Source organism: Campylobacter sp. CNRCH_2016_0050h, assembly GCF_025772605.1.
In the GTDB taxonomy this organism is placed as follows: Bacteria; Campylobacterota; Campylobacteria; order Campylobacterales; family Campylobacteraceae; genus Campylobacter_D; species Campylobacter_D lari_D.
On record NZ_JAKMSK010000010.1, the window covers coordinates 44,833 to 60,292 of the forward strand.

The following is a 15,460-nucleotide window of genomic DNA, read 5'->3' on the forward strand; positions in this document are numbered from 1 at the left end:
TTAAATTACCTATAAGTTTTTATATAGTATAAGTTTGCTTTATTACTTATAAAAAGGAAAAAAATATGTCACTTTTAATCACTAGAGAATGCATATCCTGTGATGCATGTAGGGAAGAATGTCCCGATGAAGCAATCTATGATAATGATCCAATTTATGTCATAGATCCTGATCTTTGCACTGAATGTGTGAATGAATTTTCAGAACCAGCTTGTATAGTAGCTTGTCCAGTAGATTGTATTATACCTGACCCTGATAATGTAGAAAGCATTGATGAGCTTCGTTTAAAACATAAAAATAAAGATATTTAATGGCTAAAAAAACAGCAGTAATTGACCTTGGCTCTAATTCCGTTCGTATGGTAGTTTTTGAAAAAACCTCAAGATATGGTTTTTTCATTTGTAGTGAGCACAAAAAGAAAGTAAGACTTGGAGAAAATGCTTACAATAATAATAAAATTCTTCAAGAAGAAGCCATGCTTAAAGCCGAAAAAGCTTTAACTTATTTTAAGGAAAAAGCTTTAAAAGAAAAATGTAGAAAAATTATTGCTGTTGGAACTTCTGCATTAAGAGATGCGCCCAATGCCAAAGATTTCATAGCTAGAATAGCAAAAAATGTAGGTTTAAATATAAAATGTATTAATGGAAAAACAGAGTCATTTTTAGGTGGGCTTGCTGCGCTAAATTTACTATCAGATATTCAAAATGCCACCACTATAGATATAGGTGGAGGATCGACTGAGCTTTGTTTAATCAAAGAAGGTAAGATTGTAGATTGTATTTCACTTGATCTTGGCACAGTAAGATTAAAAGAAATTTTTTACGATACAAAAAAATTTAATGCACTAGATCAATTTATACAAGAAGCACTAAAACAAGTTCCAAAGCATTTTCAAAATGAAAATATCATTGCCATAGGTGGAAGTTTAAGGGCATTGTCAAATTCTATAATGAAAAAAAACTCTTACCCGTTAAAAATGATTCATAATTTTAGTTATAGTTTTGAAAAAGAAAAAAATCACATAGAAAAAATTCAAAATGCTAAAAATTTAAATGATTTTAACATAAAAAAAGATCGTTTTGATACTATAAAAGAAGGATGTGTGATATTTTTAGCACTAGCAAAAAATTTAAAAGCTAAAAATATCATCACCTCTGCAGTGGGTGTTAGAGAAGGTGTATTTTTATCTAATCTTTTTCAAAAATATACTAAAATAAAAAACGAAACAACGGATTTTTCAAAATTTAATGCCAAATTTCCTCCGAATTTCAATCCAAGCTTAAAATCTATACAAGATCGTTTTAGTATAGATTATAATGATAAAAGTGCTTATTTTGCAAATAAACTATTTGATACTCTTTTGCCTATCCATAAAATTAATCTTGCTTTTAAAAAAGATCTTATAAATGCTGCAAAATTATCGCATATAGGCGAGAGAATTAATTTCTATTTTGCCAATGAACATAGTGCTTATATAGCTCTAAATAGCCTGCATTTTGGTTTTTCACATAAAGAAATTTTATTAATTTCTACTATTTTAAAAGCCAATGGAAAAAAAATCAATCCATTTGCGATAGAAAACATAAAAGATTTACTACCAAATAATCACATATTAGCTTGGCTTAATTTTATTTTAGCTTTATCAAAAAAACTTGCAAAAGACACTGATGAGAATCTTGATTTCACGCTAAAAAATCATACTTTGTATATATACTCGACTAAAAAACAAATTTATTTTTCAAAAGAAGAAATCAAAAAAATTTCAAAGCCAAAACTTATCATTTTGGCTTTTAATCAGCAAAATTAATTATTTTGTTTTAAAAGTAAATTTTGCAATCTTTGTTTATTTTCTTCAAAATAAGAGTCAAAATCTTTTTCTTTTGGCTTTTGAGGTGCTTTGTTTTGTTCTTCATTTTTTATCAAAGCTTCATTTGTTTCTAATACCACATTGGAATTTCCTATAATCATAGTATAACGCTTTAAACCATATTCAAAAACTACAAGTTGATTGTGTCTATCAAGTGGTCTTTGAAAGATTAAATTAAAATTCCTATCTAAAGGGTGTTTTTGTCTTAGATATATTTTTAAAAACCAAAGTCCAACAAGCAAAAGTATCAAAACGCTTACAACTAAAATATAATTTGTAAAATCATATTCTTGCATTTTTATTTCCTCGTTTTTTTCTTCTAAGCTTTTTTTAGTACTTAAATTTACACCTTCTTTTTGAGCACGCAACCTTAAACCATATTCGCCAATTGCATCAGCGGTGATTTGTATTTTATCACCTACATTTAAAGCTATAAAAGTTTTTTTATCTTCTGAAAAAATTTTAATTTTTTTTATAATATCAGAATTTAACGCTCTATCTTCCTCTTTTGCACTTTTAGCATTTAAAGTAAAAATAATAATACCATCTTTTTTCTTTTGACTAATACCTTCTTTATAAGGAACATCAAATGAAAAAGTAATATCCACCCTATCTTCTCTTGGATAAATATTGTAATCAAGAATTTTTGCCCCAAAAAGAGGTAAAGCAAGTAGTAAAATCCAAATAAATTTCATTGCAATTCTTTTTTGAAATACTGCAATACTGATTTAGAATCTAAAATTTCATTAATCCTTATAGCAAGGTTTTTCTCATACACCATTACCTCACCTTTGCCAAAAATTCTTCTATTTAAATAAAGTTCCACGCTTTCACCCGCTGGCTTTTCAAGGTCTATCACAGAACCAACTTCTAGCTTTAAAAGCTCTCTTACACTCATATTAGTAGTACCAAGCTCACTAACAAAATCAACGCTAATATCTAAAATATCTTCATAAGATTGCAACAATCCTAAATGATCTTCTATCATAATTTTTTATAACCTATTCTAAAACGGGCATTTTTCATTTCATAAGTAAATTTTTCTTTGAGTTTGATTTTTGAAAATCCATCAATACGTCCTAAATATTCAGGAACACCCAAACGATACTCATCTTTGCCATTAGTGTCATTAAGTAATTTTTTGGCATAACCTATAATTTGATTAGCTACTTCTTTTACTAAATCTGCTAGATCATCTTCTTTTAACTCTTCATGCAATAAAAATTGCGCAATCTCATTAAGAGCCTTTTTTTGAAAAAACAGATAAAAACTATATTCTTCATTTTTAAAATACAAAGGTATAGAAGCCCCATAAAGCTCCCCTCTAATCACGCTTGTTGGTGTAATTTTAAGTTTTAAAATGTGTTCACAAAAGTGATAAATCGAATATTCTAGTGTTTTAGTCATAGTTTTTTCCTTAGATAACTTTATAATAAATTTATTTTACTAAATAAACCTTTAATCACAATTAATAATTAAAATATAAAATATAGTAAATTTTTATTTAAATTAAAAAAGGTTTTTTGATGTTTATAGAAAATTTTAACATAAATGAAAAAGTTTTCATCATCGCTGAACTTTCAGCCAATCATGCAAATAGTCTTGAAATAGCTTTAAAAACTATACAAGCAGCCAAACAAGCAGGAGCTAATGCTATAAAAATTCAAACCTATACCCCAGATAGCTTAACACTAAATTCTGACAAAAAAGATTTTATTATTGAAGGTGGTTTATGGCATGGACGCAAACTATATGAGCTCTACGAAGAAGCTAAAACTCCTTATGAGTGGCATGAAAAACTTTTTGAATGTGCTAAAAATGAAGGTTTAATTTGCTTTTCTAGTCCTTTTTCTAAAGAAGATGTAAATTTTTTAAGGCAATTTAATCCCCCAGCTTATAAAATCGCTTCCTTTGAAGCAAATGATTATGATTTTGTGCGTTATGTAGCAAAAGAAAACAAACCTACTTTAGTTTCTACAGGCATAGCCTATGAAGAAGAACTTGAAATGATTATTAAAATTTTTAAAGAAGAAAACAATCCGAATTTAATTTTGCTTAAATGCACCTCGGCTTATCCTTCACAAATTTGTGATTTAAATTTAAATGTCATAAAAACTTTACAAGAAAAATTTAACACTATTGTTGGTTTAAGTGATCATAGCGAGGGATTTTTAGCACCAACTTTAGCCGTAGCTCTTGGCGCAAGAATCATAGAAAAACATTTTATATTAGACAAAACTTTAAATAGCGCTGATGCTAAATTTAGTCTTGATTTTGAGGAGTTTAAGCAAATGTGTTCTATGGTGCGTTTAAGCGAGCAAGCTTTAGGAAACAAAGAATTTAGCATGGATGAAAAAACTTTAAAAAACCGCCATTTTGCAAGAAGTTTATACGCAAGTAAAGACATCAAAAAAGGTGATATTTTCACACGAGAAAATATAAAAAGCGTAAGACCAAGCCTAGGTTTGCATCCTAAATTTTTACCTATCATGCTTGGTAAAAAAGCAAGTTGTGATATAGAATTTGCTAAAGCTTTAGAAGAAAAACATTTCAAGGAATAATCATGGAAAAACATATTTTGTTTAAAAATCATGATAGTAAAAAATATGTTTTGATATAATAAAATAAAAATTTGGACTTTAAATGAATAAAGAATTATTTTTAAAAAACACCCAAGCTCTTTTTGAAGTAGATCAAATACTAGCTTATGAGTTGAGAAAAATCACTCAAAATCATAAATTTAAAATCATAGAAAATAAAATTTTTGATTTGCAAAATCAAGTTTTTTTAGATGAAAATCATTCTTTTGATTATGATAAATTTCAATTATATCCAGTATTATTTTTTTATGGTTTTGGCGATGGAAAATTTTTTATAGAACTTTTAAAAAATCAGAATTTAAAACATATTGTTATTTTTGAAGAAGAATTAGAAATTTTATATCTAGCTTTTCATATGATTGATTTTACCACACTTCTTAGAAAAGAAAAACTTATTTTGTTTTTTACACCAAATATCAACACCGCTCAACTTAAAGTTTTATTTAATTATCCGCAAATCAAACATACGCTGAAAATTTTCAATTTTCATTTTTATAATGATTTTTATATTAATTTTTATACACCCAATGCTCAAAATGTGATGCAAATTTTATTAAATCTCATAAAAACACTAATGCTTGCTCGTGGAAATGACCCAAAAGATGCTTTGCTAGGAATAAAACATAATATTATAAATTTAGAAAAAATCATCACTCATACGCCTTTTAAAAATCTAATAAAAGATAGAAAAGCAAAAGCAAAAAATGCCATTATAGTTTCAACAGGTCCTTCTTTGATGAAACAACTTCCGCTTTTAAAAAAATACCAAGAAAATGTTGTGATTTTTAGCGCTGATAGCTCTTATGCTATCTTAGCCAAAGAGGGAATTAAGCCTGATTATGTCTTTTCACTAGAAAGAGTAGATTTTACTAGCGAATTTTTTAATAATGATTTTGGAGAATTTGATAAAAATATATTATTTATCATAGCTTCTTTAACTCATCCTAAAACCATAGAATATTTAGAAAAAAATAATAGAAATTATATGCTTGTTTTAAGACCTTTGTTTTTTGAAAGCAAACTTGGCTTAAATGAATATGGTTTTTTGGGAAATGGCATGAGTGTTGCTAATATGGCTTATGAGTTAGCTGGAGCTTTAAGATTTGAAAATATTATTTTAATAGGGCAAGATCTAGCTTATAGTGATGATGGAAAGTCTCACCCAAAAGAACATTTATATGGTGATCAAGGAGATGAAGAAGTTGTTTATAAAACAATCTGTGCATATGGAGGCAATAAAGAAGTAAAGACACAACTCACATGGTATTTGTTTTTAAAAAGTTTTGAAAAAGATATAGCTCTAGCTAGAGATATATTAAAAATCAAAACTTATAATGCCACAGAAGGTGGGGCAAGGATAGAAGGGACCATAGAAAAACCTTTTAAAGAAATTTGTGAAGAGTTTTTAAAAGAAAAAATTGAAAAAAATATTATTTTAACAAAAGCAAAAAATCCACAAAAAAAACTAAAACAATGCAAAGAAAAACTCAACAAACAAATAAAACAAAGTGAAATTTTTATCAATGAATGTAAAAAAGCTATTAAAGATAAAAGCTTAGAAAGATTAGAAAAACTGAGACTTAAGCTCCCAAAAAGTGAATTTTTTTCAGATATTTTACAAGCTAGATGCTTTCAAAATGAATGTGAGGTTTTAAAATACAAAGTTGAAAAAGAAAAAAATACAAAATCTTTCTTAGAACAACAAATCGATTTTTTTGATGAGATTATTTTATATCTTGAAAATTATAATAAAACTATAAAAGAAAATTTAAAGGCATAATTATGAATCATGAGCTTTTTAAGAAAAATATCCAATCCCTTAACCCATCTTTTCAAAAACTTTTTAAAAACATCAAAAAAACACCATATAAAATAATACAAGGAAACGATTCTTTAGATATTAATATTAAAGATAAACAAGGAAAGATAATTTATGAAAATCCTATTTTAGAATTAAATACTATGCTGGCAAAATATGATCAAATGTATAAATTATATCCTGTGCTTTATTTTTTTGGATTTGGAAATGGAATTTTATATAAAGCTCTTTTACAAAATCCAAATTTAAAGCATATCATAGTTTTTGAAGACAACTTGGAATTAATCTATAGCTTGTTTTTTCATATAGATTTTTCAAAAGAATTAAAAACAAATAAACTAATTTTAGCACAATGCAATATACCAAATTCTACATTGCTTTCTTTAATGTCAAGAAACCCTTTTAGAGAATTTATAAGAACATATTTTTTAGAAATACATTCTAGATACTATGAAAGATTTACAAACGATATTTTAAATTTAAATCAAAAAATACTCTCTTGTATAAGATCTATTGCAGTAGGAAAAGGAACAGATGCTAAAGATACTTTACAAGGGATAGAACAATTCATGGAAAATATTCTAAAAATGCTTTCAAAACCTTGCTTAAAAGAATTGCTAAATAAAAGAAAGACATTGAGTAAAAATGCAATCATAGTATCTACGGGACCATCTTTAAGTAAGCAGCTACCTTTACTCAAACAGTATCAAGATAATGTGGTAATTTTTTGTGCTGATAGTGCTTATCCTATTTTATATCAAGAAAATATCAAGCCTGATTATGTTTTTATGGTTGAAAGAGGAGAAATTACTGCGGAATTTTTTAATAATGACTTTGAAAATTTTGATAAAAACACATTATTTATTTTAACTTCATTAGTTCATCCTAATGCAATTAACTATCTAGAGCAAAACAATAGAAAATTTATGTGCATATCAAAAGAAACTTTTGAAACTTATTTTGGTTTAAATGCTTTTGGTTATGTTGATTTAGCAATTTCTGTTGCACATTTAGCTTTTATATTTGCCAATCTATTAAATTTTAAAAATATTTTCTTTATAGGACAAGACTTAGCTTTTAATGATCTAGGACACTCTCACCCTACAAACTACCAACATAGTCCAACTTATGAAAGTCGATTGGAAAAAATTGATACTTTGGCTTATGGTGGCAAAGGTTATGTAAAAACACATATTGCATGGGATATGTTTAAAACAACATTAGAATATTTAATCGCAAATTCAAAAGCAAAAATTTACAATGCCACAGAGGGTGGAGCAAGGATAGAAGGAACTATAGAAAAACCTTTTAAAGAAATTTGCAAAGAGTTTTTAAAAGAAAAAATTGAAAAAGATTTTCCCATTTTAGAAAACTTTACCCCGGATAAAAAACAAGAATATTTACTAAAGACCTATCATAAATTAATTAAATTATTAGAAGATATAGAAAAATACTTAAAAAAGTATCAAAATATAATCAATTTTATCAACAATTCATCTGATGTAAATATTACATTACAATATCTAGACGAGCTTGATCTTGATGATTTTAAAGATAATGCTTTAATAAGACTTTTGCTCGCTTGTTATTTAGATCAACTACGCTTTCATCTTGCAAAAATTTTTGTAATAATTCCAAAAAGCCAACAAATGCAAAAAGAAAAAAGTAAATTTTGGATCAACTCTCATTTAGAATACTTTCAACTCATTATTATTACCCTAAAAAAATTAGAAATAATTCTTTTAAACAAAAAATGTTTTATAAAAGACATTCTGACTAAAAATAATTTAGAAAAATATATTAAAAAATGACGATATTATTTTTTTAATCAAAAAGGATAAAAATGAAAACAGAGATTTTTAAAAAAAATTTAAAAGCCTTAAAAGGAAGTGAGTATCAAACGCTAAAAAGAAGATTAGGTAGAATAAAAGAAGTTAAAGATTATATTTATGTTTTTGATAAAGATCCTTTAAATTGTAATATATGCTATAAAAATATAAAAAATTTATATATAAATCCTTTAAAAGAACTACAAGAAAAAATTGAGCTATTTAATAAAGAATACTTAAGATACCCTATACTTTTTTTCTATGGATTAGGCAATGGTATATTTTACAAAAGTTTGCTTGCAAATAAAGAACATAAAAGAGTTATTGTATACGAAAAAGATATTGAGTTGATATTTTTAGTTTTTAATATGATAGATTTTTCCAAAGAACTTTTAGAAGGTAGATTTATTTTAATCCATACAAAGGAATTTAACTATACAAAAGCTGATACGTTGTGCTCTTTTTTAAATTTATTTTTAAAAACTTACACTCTGCATATTCATTGTGAATTTTATGAAGAAAAACAAAAAGAAGAAATTAAAAACATAAATGATTTAAATTCCAAAGTTATTAAAAATATTGCCTTAAGAAGAGGAAATGACCCAATTGATGCTATGCAAGGCATAGAGCAATTTGTTCTAAACTTACCTAAAATGCTTACACATCCAAATTTTAACGAATTTAAGAAAAAAAGATCAAATAAAAGCAAAAATGCTATATTGGTAGCTACTGGACCTTCTTTAAAAAAACAACTTCCTTTACTTAAAAAATATGCTAATAAAGCTACTATATTTTGCGCTGATAGTGCTTATCCTATCTTAGCAAAGGCAGGTATAAAACCTGATTATGTTTGTATGCTAGAAAGAGATGATGTGGTGTCAAAATGCTTTGATAATGATTTTAAAGAATTTGATAAAGACATTACTTTTATTTTAGCTTCGTTAGTATATAAAGATAGTATAAAATTTTTAGAAAAAAATAAAAGAAAATATATTTTAGTTTCAAGATCAATGCCTTTTGCTTATTCTTTAGGATTACATGATTTTGGCTATGTAAGCGGTGGAATGAGTGTAGCACATTTAAACTATGAACTAGCACTTTTACTAGGGCATGAAAATATTGTCTTAATAGGACAAGATTTAGCTTATAGTGATGATGGAAAATCTCATAGTGAAGGATTTTTACATGAAAGTTATCACGAAGGAGATTTTGAACGCGATCATGGAAAATTTGAAACCTTAGCTTATGGTGGAAAAACTTATGTGCAAAGTTCAGAAGTTTGGATGTTATTTAAGCAAATTTTTGAAAGTTTATTTCATAAACAAACAAAAGCAAAAATTTACAATGCCACAGAAGGTGGGGCAAGGATAGAAGGAACTATAGAAAAACCTTTTAAAGAAATTTGTAAAGAGCTTTTAAAAGATGAGGTAAAAAAACCTTTTCCAAAACTAAATCCACCAAAACGCAAAGATAGCCAAGAGCTTATGTTAAAAGCTTACAAACAAATCAAACAAAATATAAAAGCTAATGAAAAATTCTTAAAAATTTGTAAAAAATTACATAAAGAATTAAACTATCAAAGCAAAACACATTATACTTTACATGAGTTAAATACAAAAATAGATCAACTAAAAGAGACTATAGAAAGTAATAAATACATTTTCTTAAGAGAAGTTTTAAGTCCTTCTTTATTTCATCTTGAAAGCAATTTTTCAAAAATTTATGTTAACCCTATGCACAATGATAGCGATAAACAAAATAAACTTGTTGCTTGGATTACAGCACATAAATCTTGGTTAGAAGAAATCAGCGAGTTAGCTTTAGTTCAAGAAAAAGCCTTAAAAATAGCCATCATACCTTTACAAGATATTTTAGAAAAAAGAAATTTAATATAAGGCAAAACTGCCTTATATTATTTGGATTTATTGTAAGAGTTTTAAAACATTTTGTTGCACAGCATTAGCCTGACTCATAGCATAAGATCCACTTTGAGCTAGGATGTTGTATTTAGAGAAATTTGCACTTTCTGCTGCAAAGTCTACATCTCTGATGTTTGATTCAGCTGATTTGATATTTACTTGGGTTACACTGATGTTATTTAGTGTAGCTGTGATTTGATTTTGCACCGCACCAATATCAGCTCTAATGGCATCTAGATTTGCTGTAGCAGTTTCTACTATATCCATCACAGCCATAGCACCTTTAAGTGTAGTAACACCTGGAGTTTGATCATTAGCTGCTATATTCATAGAAGCCTTAAAATTAACAAATTGAGTATTACCAGCAACTGCAGCAGAACCAACACCAAATGCCACCGAAAATGCTGTTGCAAAAACAACATTATCTGCATAAATTTTAGAATACTCATGACCGCTACCTATTGAAAATCCTGAACCTTCACTCATACCACTACCTGATGCACCCATAAGAGTAGAAACAGATGATTGTGTAACAATCATTTTACCACCGCCTTTATAAGCATTAAAGCCCATAGCATCAGCCACATTGGTATCAATTCTTCCTTTTGATTCTCTTAAAGATACAGAAGCTTGAGAGATCATTTGAGTTGCACCCATACCTATAGTAGAAAGATTGCTTCCTGATATTAAGATATCTTTACCATCATTTTTAATTAAAGACAAACGACCATAATTTTCATAATCCTTTCGCAATATACCAGAACCACCGCCAATACTACCTTCTATTTTTATCCCTCTACCATCTCTTGAAGTTAATACAAGTCTACCATTAGCATCTCTTGAGGCTTCTACTCCTGTGCTATCTTTAACTGAATTTATAGCAGCTACTAAAGAGCCATTTTGATCACTATCTTGATATTCTATTTTACCTATGGTTACACCATTAATCTTAAAATCATCACTTGTAGCACCGGCTTTTATAGGGCCAACACCTGTAGTTTCAACTAAGAAATTTGCTCTAACACCCGTAATATCAGCTACTCTATTAATCTCTTCAGCTAAAGCTCCCATACCTGTTCCTACTGAAGTAGAAATCACTACAGGTTGGAATTTAAAATCATCTACTCCATTATAATTTTTAATAGTAAGTTGAGCTATACCGCTATCTTTAGCTTGTGAGCCTGTTTCAAATCTAGTTACACCTATTTTAGAACTTTGAGTTGGCCCTATGCTAGCTTTTACAGTTTGATTTGACTGTGCACCTAGTTGGAATTCTTGATTTATAAAGTTTCCACTTAAAAGTTGCTTGCCATTAAATGCTGTAGTGTTAGCTATATTATCAAGTTCTTCCATCAAACGATTAATATCAGCTTGAAGCATATTTCTTGTTTTAGTGCTTTGTCCATCTTGTGCTGCTTGAGTAGCTTTTACTTTGATAGTATCTAAGATTTTAAGCTGCTCATCCATAGCCTTATCAGCTGTTTGTAAAATACCTATAGCATCATTACCATTATTTATCGCTTGACCTAAAGTTGCAGCTTGTGATCTTAAGCTATCTGCTATAGCCATACCTGAAGCATCATCTGCTGCGGAATTGATTCTAAGACCTGAACTAAGTCTTGATAAAGACTTATCAAGCTCTCTTGCTGTGATAGTTGAATTTGCATGTGCATTCATTGCACCTATGTTGGTGTTTATTCTAAAACCCATTTTAAATCCTTTCAAAATATTGCTTAGAACTTTTAAAGCAATAAATGTTCCAAATTTTAAAGAGTGTTTTAAAGAGTGTTTTAAAGAGTGTTTTAAAGAGTGTTTTAAAGAGTGTTTTAAAGAGTGTTTTAAAGAGTGTTTTAAAGAGTGTTTTTAAACAAACACCTTGAAATTCAAGGTGTTTTGGATTTCTTAACTATTGTAATAATCTCATTACATTTTGTTGCACAGCATTAGCCTGACTCATAGCATAAGATCCACTTTGAGCTAGGATATTATGCTTAGCAAAGTTTGCACTTTCTGCTGCAAAGTCTACATCTCTGATGTTTGATTCAGCTGATTTGATATTTACTTGGGTTACACTGATGTTATTTAGTGTAGCTGTGATTTGATTTTGTACAGAACCAATATCAGCTCTAATCTTATCAAGGTTAGTAATAGCAGTTTCAGCTATATCCATCACAGCCATAGCACCTTTAAGTGTAGTAACACCAGCTTCTTGATCTTTAGCTGCTATATTCATAGAAGCCTTAAAATTAACAAATTGAGTATTACCAGCAACTGCAGCAGAACCAACACCAAATGCCACCGAAAATGCTGTTGCAAAAACAACATTATCTGCATAAATTTTAGAATACTCATGACCGCTACCTATTGAAAATCCTGAACCTTCACTCATACCACTACCTGATGCACCCATAAGAGTAGAAACAGATGATTGTGTAACAATCATTTTACCACCGCCTTTATAAGCATTAAAGCCCATAGCATCAGCCACATTGGTATCAATATTTCCTTTTGATTCTCTTAAAGATACAGAAGCTTGAGAGATCATTTGAGTTGCACCCATACCTATAGTAGAAAGATTGCTTCCTGATATTAAGATATCTTTACCATCATTTTTAATTAAAGACAAACGACCATAATTTTCATAATCCTTTCGCAATATACCAGAACCACCGCCAATACTACCTTCTATTTTTATCCCTCTACCATCTCTTGAAGTTAATACAAGTCTACCATTAGCATCCTTAGAAGCTTCTACTCCTGTGGTATCTTTAACTGAGTTAATTGCTGAAATTAAGGCTCCATTTTCATCACCATCTTTATACTCAACCTCACCAATTTTTACCCCATTAATAGCAAAATTTTGATCAGTTTTGCCTGCTTTAATATTACCAACACCTGTAGTTTCAACTAAGAAATTTGCTCTAACACCTGTAATATCAGAAACTCTATTAATCTCTTCAGCTAAAGCTCCCATACCTGTTCCTACTGAAGTAGAAATCACTACAGGTTGGAATTTAAAATCATCTATACCATTATAATTTTTAATAGTAAGTTGAGCTATACCGCTATCTTTAGCTTGTGAGCCTGTTTCAAATCTAGTTACACCTATTTTAGAGCTTTGAGTTGAACCAATACTTGCTTTGATAGATTGATTTGACTGTGCACCTACTTGGAATTCTTGATTTACAAAACCACCACTTAATAACTGCTTTCCATTGAATGAAGTTTGATTTGCAATATTATCAAGTTGCTCCATCAAACGATTAATATCGGCTTGAAGCATATTTCTTGTTTTAGTAGTTTGCCCATCTTGTGCTGCTTGAGTAGCTTTTACTTTGATAGTATCTAAGATTTTAAGCTGCTCATCCATAGCCTTATCAGCTGTTTGTAAAATACCTAAAGCATCATTACCATTGCTTATAGCTTGACCCAAAGTATTAGCTTGTGATCTTAAGCTATCTGCTATAGCCATACCTGAAGCATCATCTGCTGCGGAATTGATTCTAAGACCTGAGCTTAATCTGCTTAGAGAGTTATCTAATGCTCTTGAGTTTAAATTTGCGTTGTTTTGAGCATTTAAAGATGCCACATTAGTATTTATACGAAATCCCATTTTAAATCCTTTTAAATAAATTCAACCGCTTCCATGCAGTTGTTTAAGCTATATCGAAAAAATGATAAAAAAATTTATACTTTTAAGATATTTTTATATTCATTTATAGAATTTTCCATACTTGCTAGACTTAATGCTGTAAATTCTAAAAATATTTTTAAAAAATCTGCATAACTTGATAAAGCATTTTGAGACTCTTGATATAAACTCACATTAAAAAAGCCCCTATGATAAAATAATGATTTATACATAAAACTTTGTAAAATTTTCGCATTATCTAATAAACCATTAAAATCAAAAATAAACTTTGATACTTGCTCATCAAAAACTGCATTTTGATTTTGCAAAATTACTAAAAGATTTTTTGCTTTTTGATGTAAAGCATTTAACTCTAAATAATCTTTTTGTAAAATTTCCAAAGATTTTTTTAATAATTTTTCTTGCCTATTAATACTTAAAACATTTGGAAATACATAATCTTGTTTTTTATCTTTATATAGTGCTAAAACCTTTTCAAAAGGTATCTCTATGGTATAATCTATAAAAGCTCCACCTTCTGTGGCATTGTAAAACTTAACATTAGGATGAGATAAAAATAAAACTTCCAATCTTTTTCTAAATTCATCCCAGCCTATATTTGTTTGAACAAATCCTTGTTTATTATAAGCTAACACTCGAAGTTTTTCTGCTTTGTGTTCAGCTTCTTCTACATTATGAAATGTAAAAACTTCTGGGTTAGCATGTGACTTCCCATCATCACCAAAAGCCAAATCCTGTCCTATCATGATTACATTAGTAAATCCCAAAGCTATAGCAAAATTATAAGCAAAATGAGCTACATTGATACCTATATCCAAATAGCCAAAATCATTTAAATTAAATTTTTGCTGGTAATCTAAATTTTGTAGAATATAAATTTTTTGTTTTTTATCTTTTAAAATTAATATCAATTCTTTATTTATATTTCCACTAAGTACAAAAATAGGTTCTTTGGGATTTAAAGGTAAATCCTCGTAAAAACATTTACATTTTTCCTGTATATCCATAGTAAAAACAAAATCAGGATAAATTTCATTCTTAAGTAAAGTTTTGTAAGTAGCATCTAAAGCAAATATCACATAATCATCTTGATATGTTTTTAAAAGCTTAAGTTGTTTATTTAAAGAAGGACCTGCACACACTACAATAACACTTTTATTTCTTCCTTTATTTTCATAAATAAATCTTTGAAAAGGAGTATTTTTTAAGACTAAAGGTATATTAGATAAAAATTGTTTATAAATTTTAGCATCCATGGTAAAGCTCGTATCTATATTTAGGACAACTCTATAAATAACATCTAAGCACTTTTGATACACAAAATCAAACATAGGACTATTGTTATAAAATTCACTATAAGGCAAAAGTTTAAAAAGCCCTAAATACTCAAAACAATCTTTTTGTGAAAAAAGCAAAACAAGATACTCTTCTAATCTTTTCTCTTCTACATCACAAAGATATATTTTTCCGCTTGAAAGCTCTTGACTCAAATCCATCTTGCTTAAAACATTAGCAAAAAATTCTGCTTTATCAAAAATAAAAATATGTTTATTAATAAGCTTTTTTAAAAAAAGTCCATCTCCTATACCGCAAAAAAATATATTAGGTTTTATTAAATCATCTTTTGAAGGCACAAAGGGTGTTTGACTTGGAAAGATGTCGATAAATTCTTCTTTTAAAGATAGAATTTTTTCTTGTAATGGTTTATTGGTAAATTCTAAAGCTTGTAAGTTTTTTTGCAAAAACATTTTATATCCTATGAAATTAAATTATA

The 15,460-nt window shown here is 28.3% G+C and carries 12 protein-coding genes; 6 read left to right on the forward strand and 6 right to left on the reverse strand.

Annotated features, from left to right (window positions below):
- The first annotated feature begins 65 nt into the window (after positions 1 to 65).
- Both L8X28_RS06170 and L8X28_RS06175 read left to right on the forward strand, forming a co-directional pair.
- The gene (locus L8X28_RS06170) at positions 66 to 311 is read left to right on the forward strand and encodes a YfhL family 4Fe-4S dicluster ferredoxin (RefSeq protein WP_012660922.1); all 246 of its coding nucleotides are present in this window, start codon (positions 66 to 68) and stop codon (positions 309 to 311) included.
- Positions 311 to 1,807, forward strand: a complete 1,497-nt coding sequence (locus L8X28_RS06175) for a Ppx/GppA phosphatase family protein (protein WP_263659707.1) — start codon at positions 311 to 313, stop codon at positions 1,805 to 1,807. Before L8X28_RS06170 ends, L8X28_RS06175 begins: the two co-directional genes overlap by 1 nt.
- On the opposite strand, the gene L8X28_RS06180 is transcribed toward L8X28_RS06175, so the two are convergent.
- The 3 genes from L8X28_RS06180 to L8X28_RS06190 are packed head-to-tail and all read right to left on the reverse strand — an operon-like array spanning position 1,804 to position 3,274.
- Complete coding sequence (locus L8X28_RS06180; RefSeq protein ID WP_263665824.1) at positions 1,804 to 2,562, reverse strand: hypothetical protein; 759 nt, start codon at positions 2,560 to 2,562, stop codon at positions 1,804 to 1,806. The genes L8X28_RS06175 and L8X28_RS06180 overlap by 4 nt on opposite strands.
- Positions 2,559 to 2,855 carry a flagellar motor switch protein FliN gene (gene fliN, locus L8X28_RS06185; RefSeq protein ID WP_133319684.1) on the reverse strand — a complete coding sequence of 99 codons (297 nt, stop codon included), beginning with the start codon at positions 2,853 to 2,855 and terminating at the stop codon, positions 2,559 to 2,561. Before fliN ends, L8X28_RS06180 begins: the two co-directional genes overlap by 4 nt.
- Positions 2,852 to 3,274 (reverse strand): chemotaxis protein CheX, encoded by a 423-nt coding sequence (locus L8X28_RS06190; protein WP_263665825.1) that lies wholly within the window; start codon positions 3,272 to 3,274, stop codon positions 2,852 to 2,854. Before L8X28_RS06190 ends, fliN begins: the two co-directional genes overlap by 4 nt.
- A 119-nt stretch (positions 3,275 to 3,393) precedes the next feature.
- On the opposite strand from L8X28_RS06190, the gene pseI reads away from it, so the two are divergent.
- From pseI to L8X28_RS06210, 4 genes are all read left to right on the forward strand, one after another.
- Entirely contained in the window at positions 3,394 to 4,428 is a 1,035-nt protein-coding gene (gene pseI / locus L8X28_RS06195) for a pseudaminic acid synthase (protein WP_263665826.1), read from the forward strand.
- A gap of 82 nt (positions 4,429 to 4,510) precedes the next feature.
- Positions 4,511 to 6,247 carry a motility associated factor glycosyltransferase family protein gene (locus L8X28_RS06200; RefSeq protein WP_263665827.1) on the forward strand — a complete coding sequence of 579 codons (1,737 nt, stop codon included), beginning with the start codon at positions 4,511 to 4,513 and terminating at the stop codon, positions 6,245 to 6,247.
- Positions 6,248 to 6,249: 2 nt separating this feature from the next.
- Positions 6,250 to 8,097 carry a motility associated factor glycosyltransferase family protein gene (locus L8X28_RS06205; protein WP_263665828.1) on the forward strand — a complete coding sequence of 616 codons (1,848 nt, stop codon included), beginning with the start codon at positions 6,250 to 6,252 and terminating at the stop codon, positions 8,095 to 8,097.
- A 32-nt stretch (positions 8,098 to 8,129) separates the two neighbouring features.
- Positions 8,130 to 10,010 (forward strand): motility associated factor glycosyltransferase family protein, encoded by a 1,881-nt coding sequence (locus L8X28_RS06210; RefSeq protein ID WP_263665829.1) that lies wholly within the window; start codon positions 8,130 to 8,132, stop codon positions 10,008 to 10,010.
- Between the two features lie 27 nt (positions 10,011 to 10,037).
- Here the strand turns inward: L8X28_RS06210 and L8X28_RS06215 are convergent, their stop codons facing one another.
- The 3 genes from L8X28_RS06215 to L8X28_RS06225 all read right to left on the reverse strand — a co-directional run bounded on the left by L8X28_RS06215 (position 10,038) and on the right by L8X28_RS06225 (position 15,434).
- Positions 10,038 to 11,744 (reverse strand): flagellin A, encoded by a 1,707-nt coding sequence (locus L8X28_RS06215; protein WP_263665830.1) that lies wholly within the window; start codon positions 11,742 to 11,744, stop codon positions 10,038 to 10,040.
- Between the two features lie 196 nt (positions 11,745 to 11,940).
- The gene (locus tag L8X28_RS06220) at positions 11,941 to 13,647 is read right to left on the reverse strand and encodes a flagellin A (protein WP_263665831.1); all 1,707 of its coding nucleotides are present in this window, start codon (positions 13,645 to 13,647) and stop codon (positions 11,941 to 11,943) included.
- 74 nt (positions 13,648 to 13,721) lie between these two features.
- Positions 13,722 to 15,434, reverse strand: a complete 1,713-nt coding sequence (locus tag L8X28_RS06225) for a motility associated factor glycosyltransferase family protein (RefSeq protein WP_263665832.1) — start codon at positions 15,432 to 15,434, stop codon at positions 13,722 to 13,724.
- Positions 15,435 to 15,460 lie beyond the last annotated feature (26 nt).

Excerpts from the sequence above, each read along its gene's own strand:
- L8X28_RS06210 (WP_263665829.1), top strand. The coding sequence starts at position 8,130 with ATGAAAACAGAGATTTTTAAAAAAAATTTAAAAGCCTTAAAAGGAAGT.
- pseI (WP_263665826.1), top strand. The coding sequence starts at position 3,394 with ATGTTTATAGAAAATTTTAACATAAATGAAAAAGTTTTCATCATCGCT.
- L8X28_RS06215 (WP_263665830.1), bottom strand. The coding sequence starts at position 11,744 with ATGGGTTTTAGAATAAACACCAACATAGGTGCAATGAATGCACATGCA.
- L8X28_RS06180 (WP_263665824.1), bottom strand. The coding sequence starts at position 2,562 with ATGAAATTTATTTGGATTTTACTACTTGCTTTACCTCTTTTTGGGGCA.
- L8X28_RS06170 (WP_012660922.1), top strand. The coding sequence starts at position 66 with ATGTCACTTTTAATCACTAGAGAATGCATATCCTGTGATGCATGTAGG.
- L8X28_RS06190 (WP_263665825.1), bottom strand. The coding sequence starts at position 3,274 with ATGACTAAAACACTAGAATATTCGATTTATCACTTTTGTGAACACATT.
- fliN (WP_133319684.1), bottom strand. The coding sequence starts at position 2,855 with ATGATAGAAGATCATTTAGGATTGTTGCAATCTTATGAAGATATTTTA.
- L8X28_RS06200 (WP_263665827.1), top strand. The coding sequence starts at position 4,511 with ATGAATAAAGAATTATTTTTAAAAAACACCCAAGCTCTTTTTGAAGTA.
- L8X28_RS06175 (WP_263659707.1), top strand. The coding sequence starts at position 311 with ATGGCTAAAAAAACAGCAGTAATTGACCTTGGCTCTAATTCCGTTCGT.
- L8X28_RS06225 (WP_263665832.1), bottom strand. The coding sequence starts at position 15,434 with ATGTTTTTGCAAAAAAACTTACAAGCTTTAGAATTTACCAATAAACCA.
- L8X28_RS06205 (WP_263665828.1), top strand. The coding sequence starts at position 6,250 with ATGAATCATGAGCTTTTTAAGAAAAATATCCAATCCCTTAACCCATCT.
- L8X28_RS06220 (WP_263665831.1), bottom strand. The coding sequence starts at position 13,647 with ATGGGATTTCGTATAAATACTAATGTGGCATCTTTAAATGCTCAAAAC.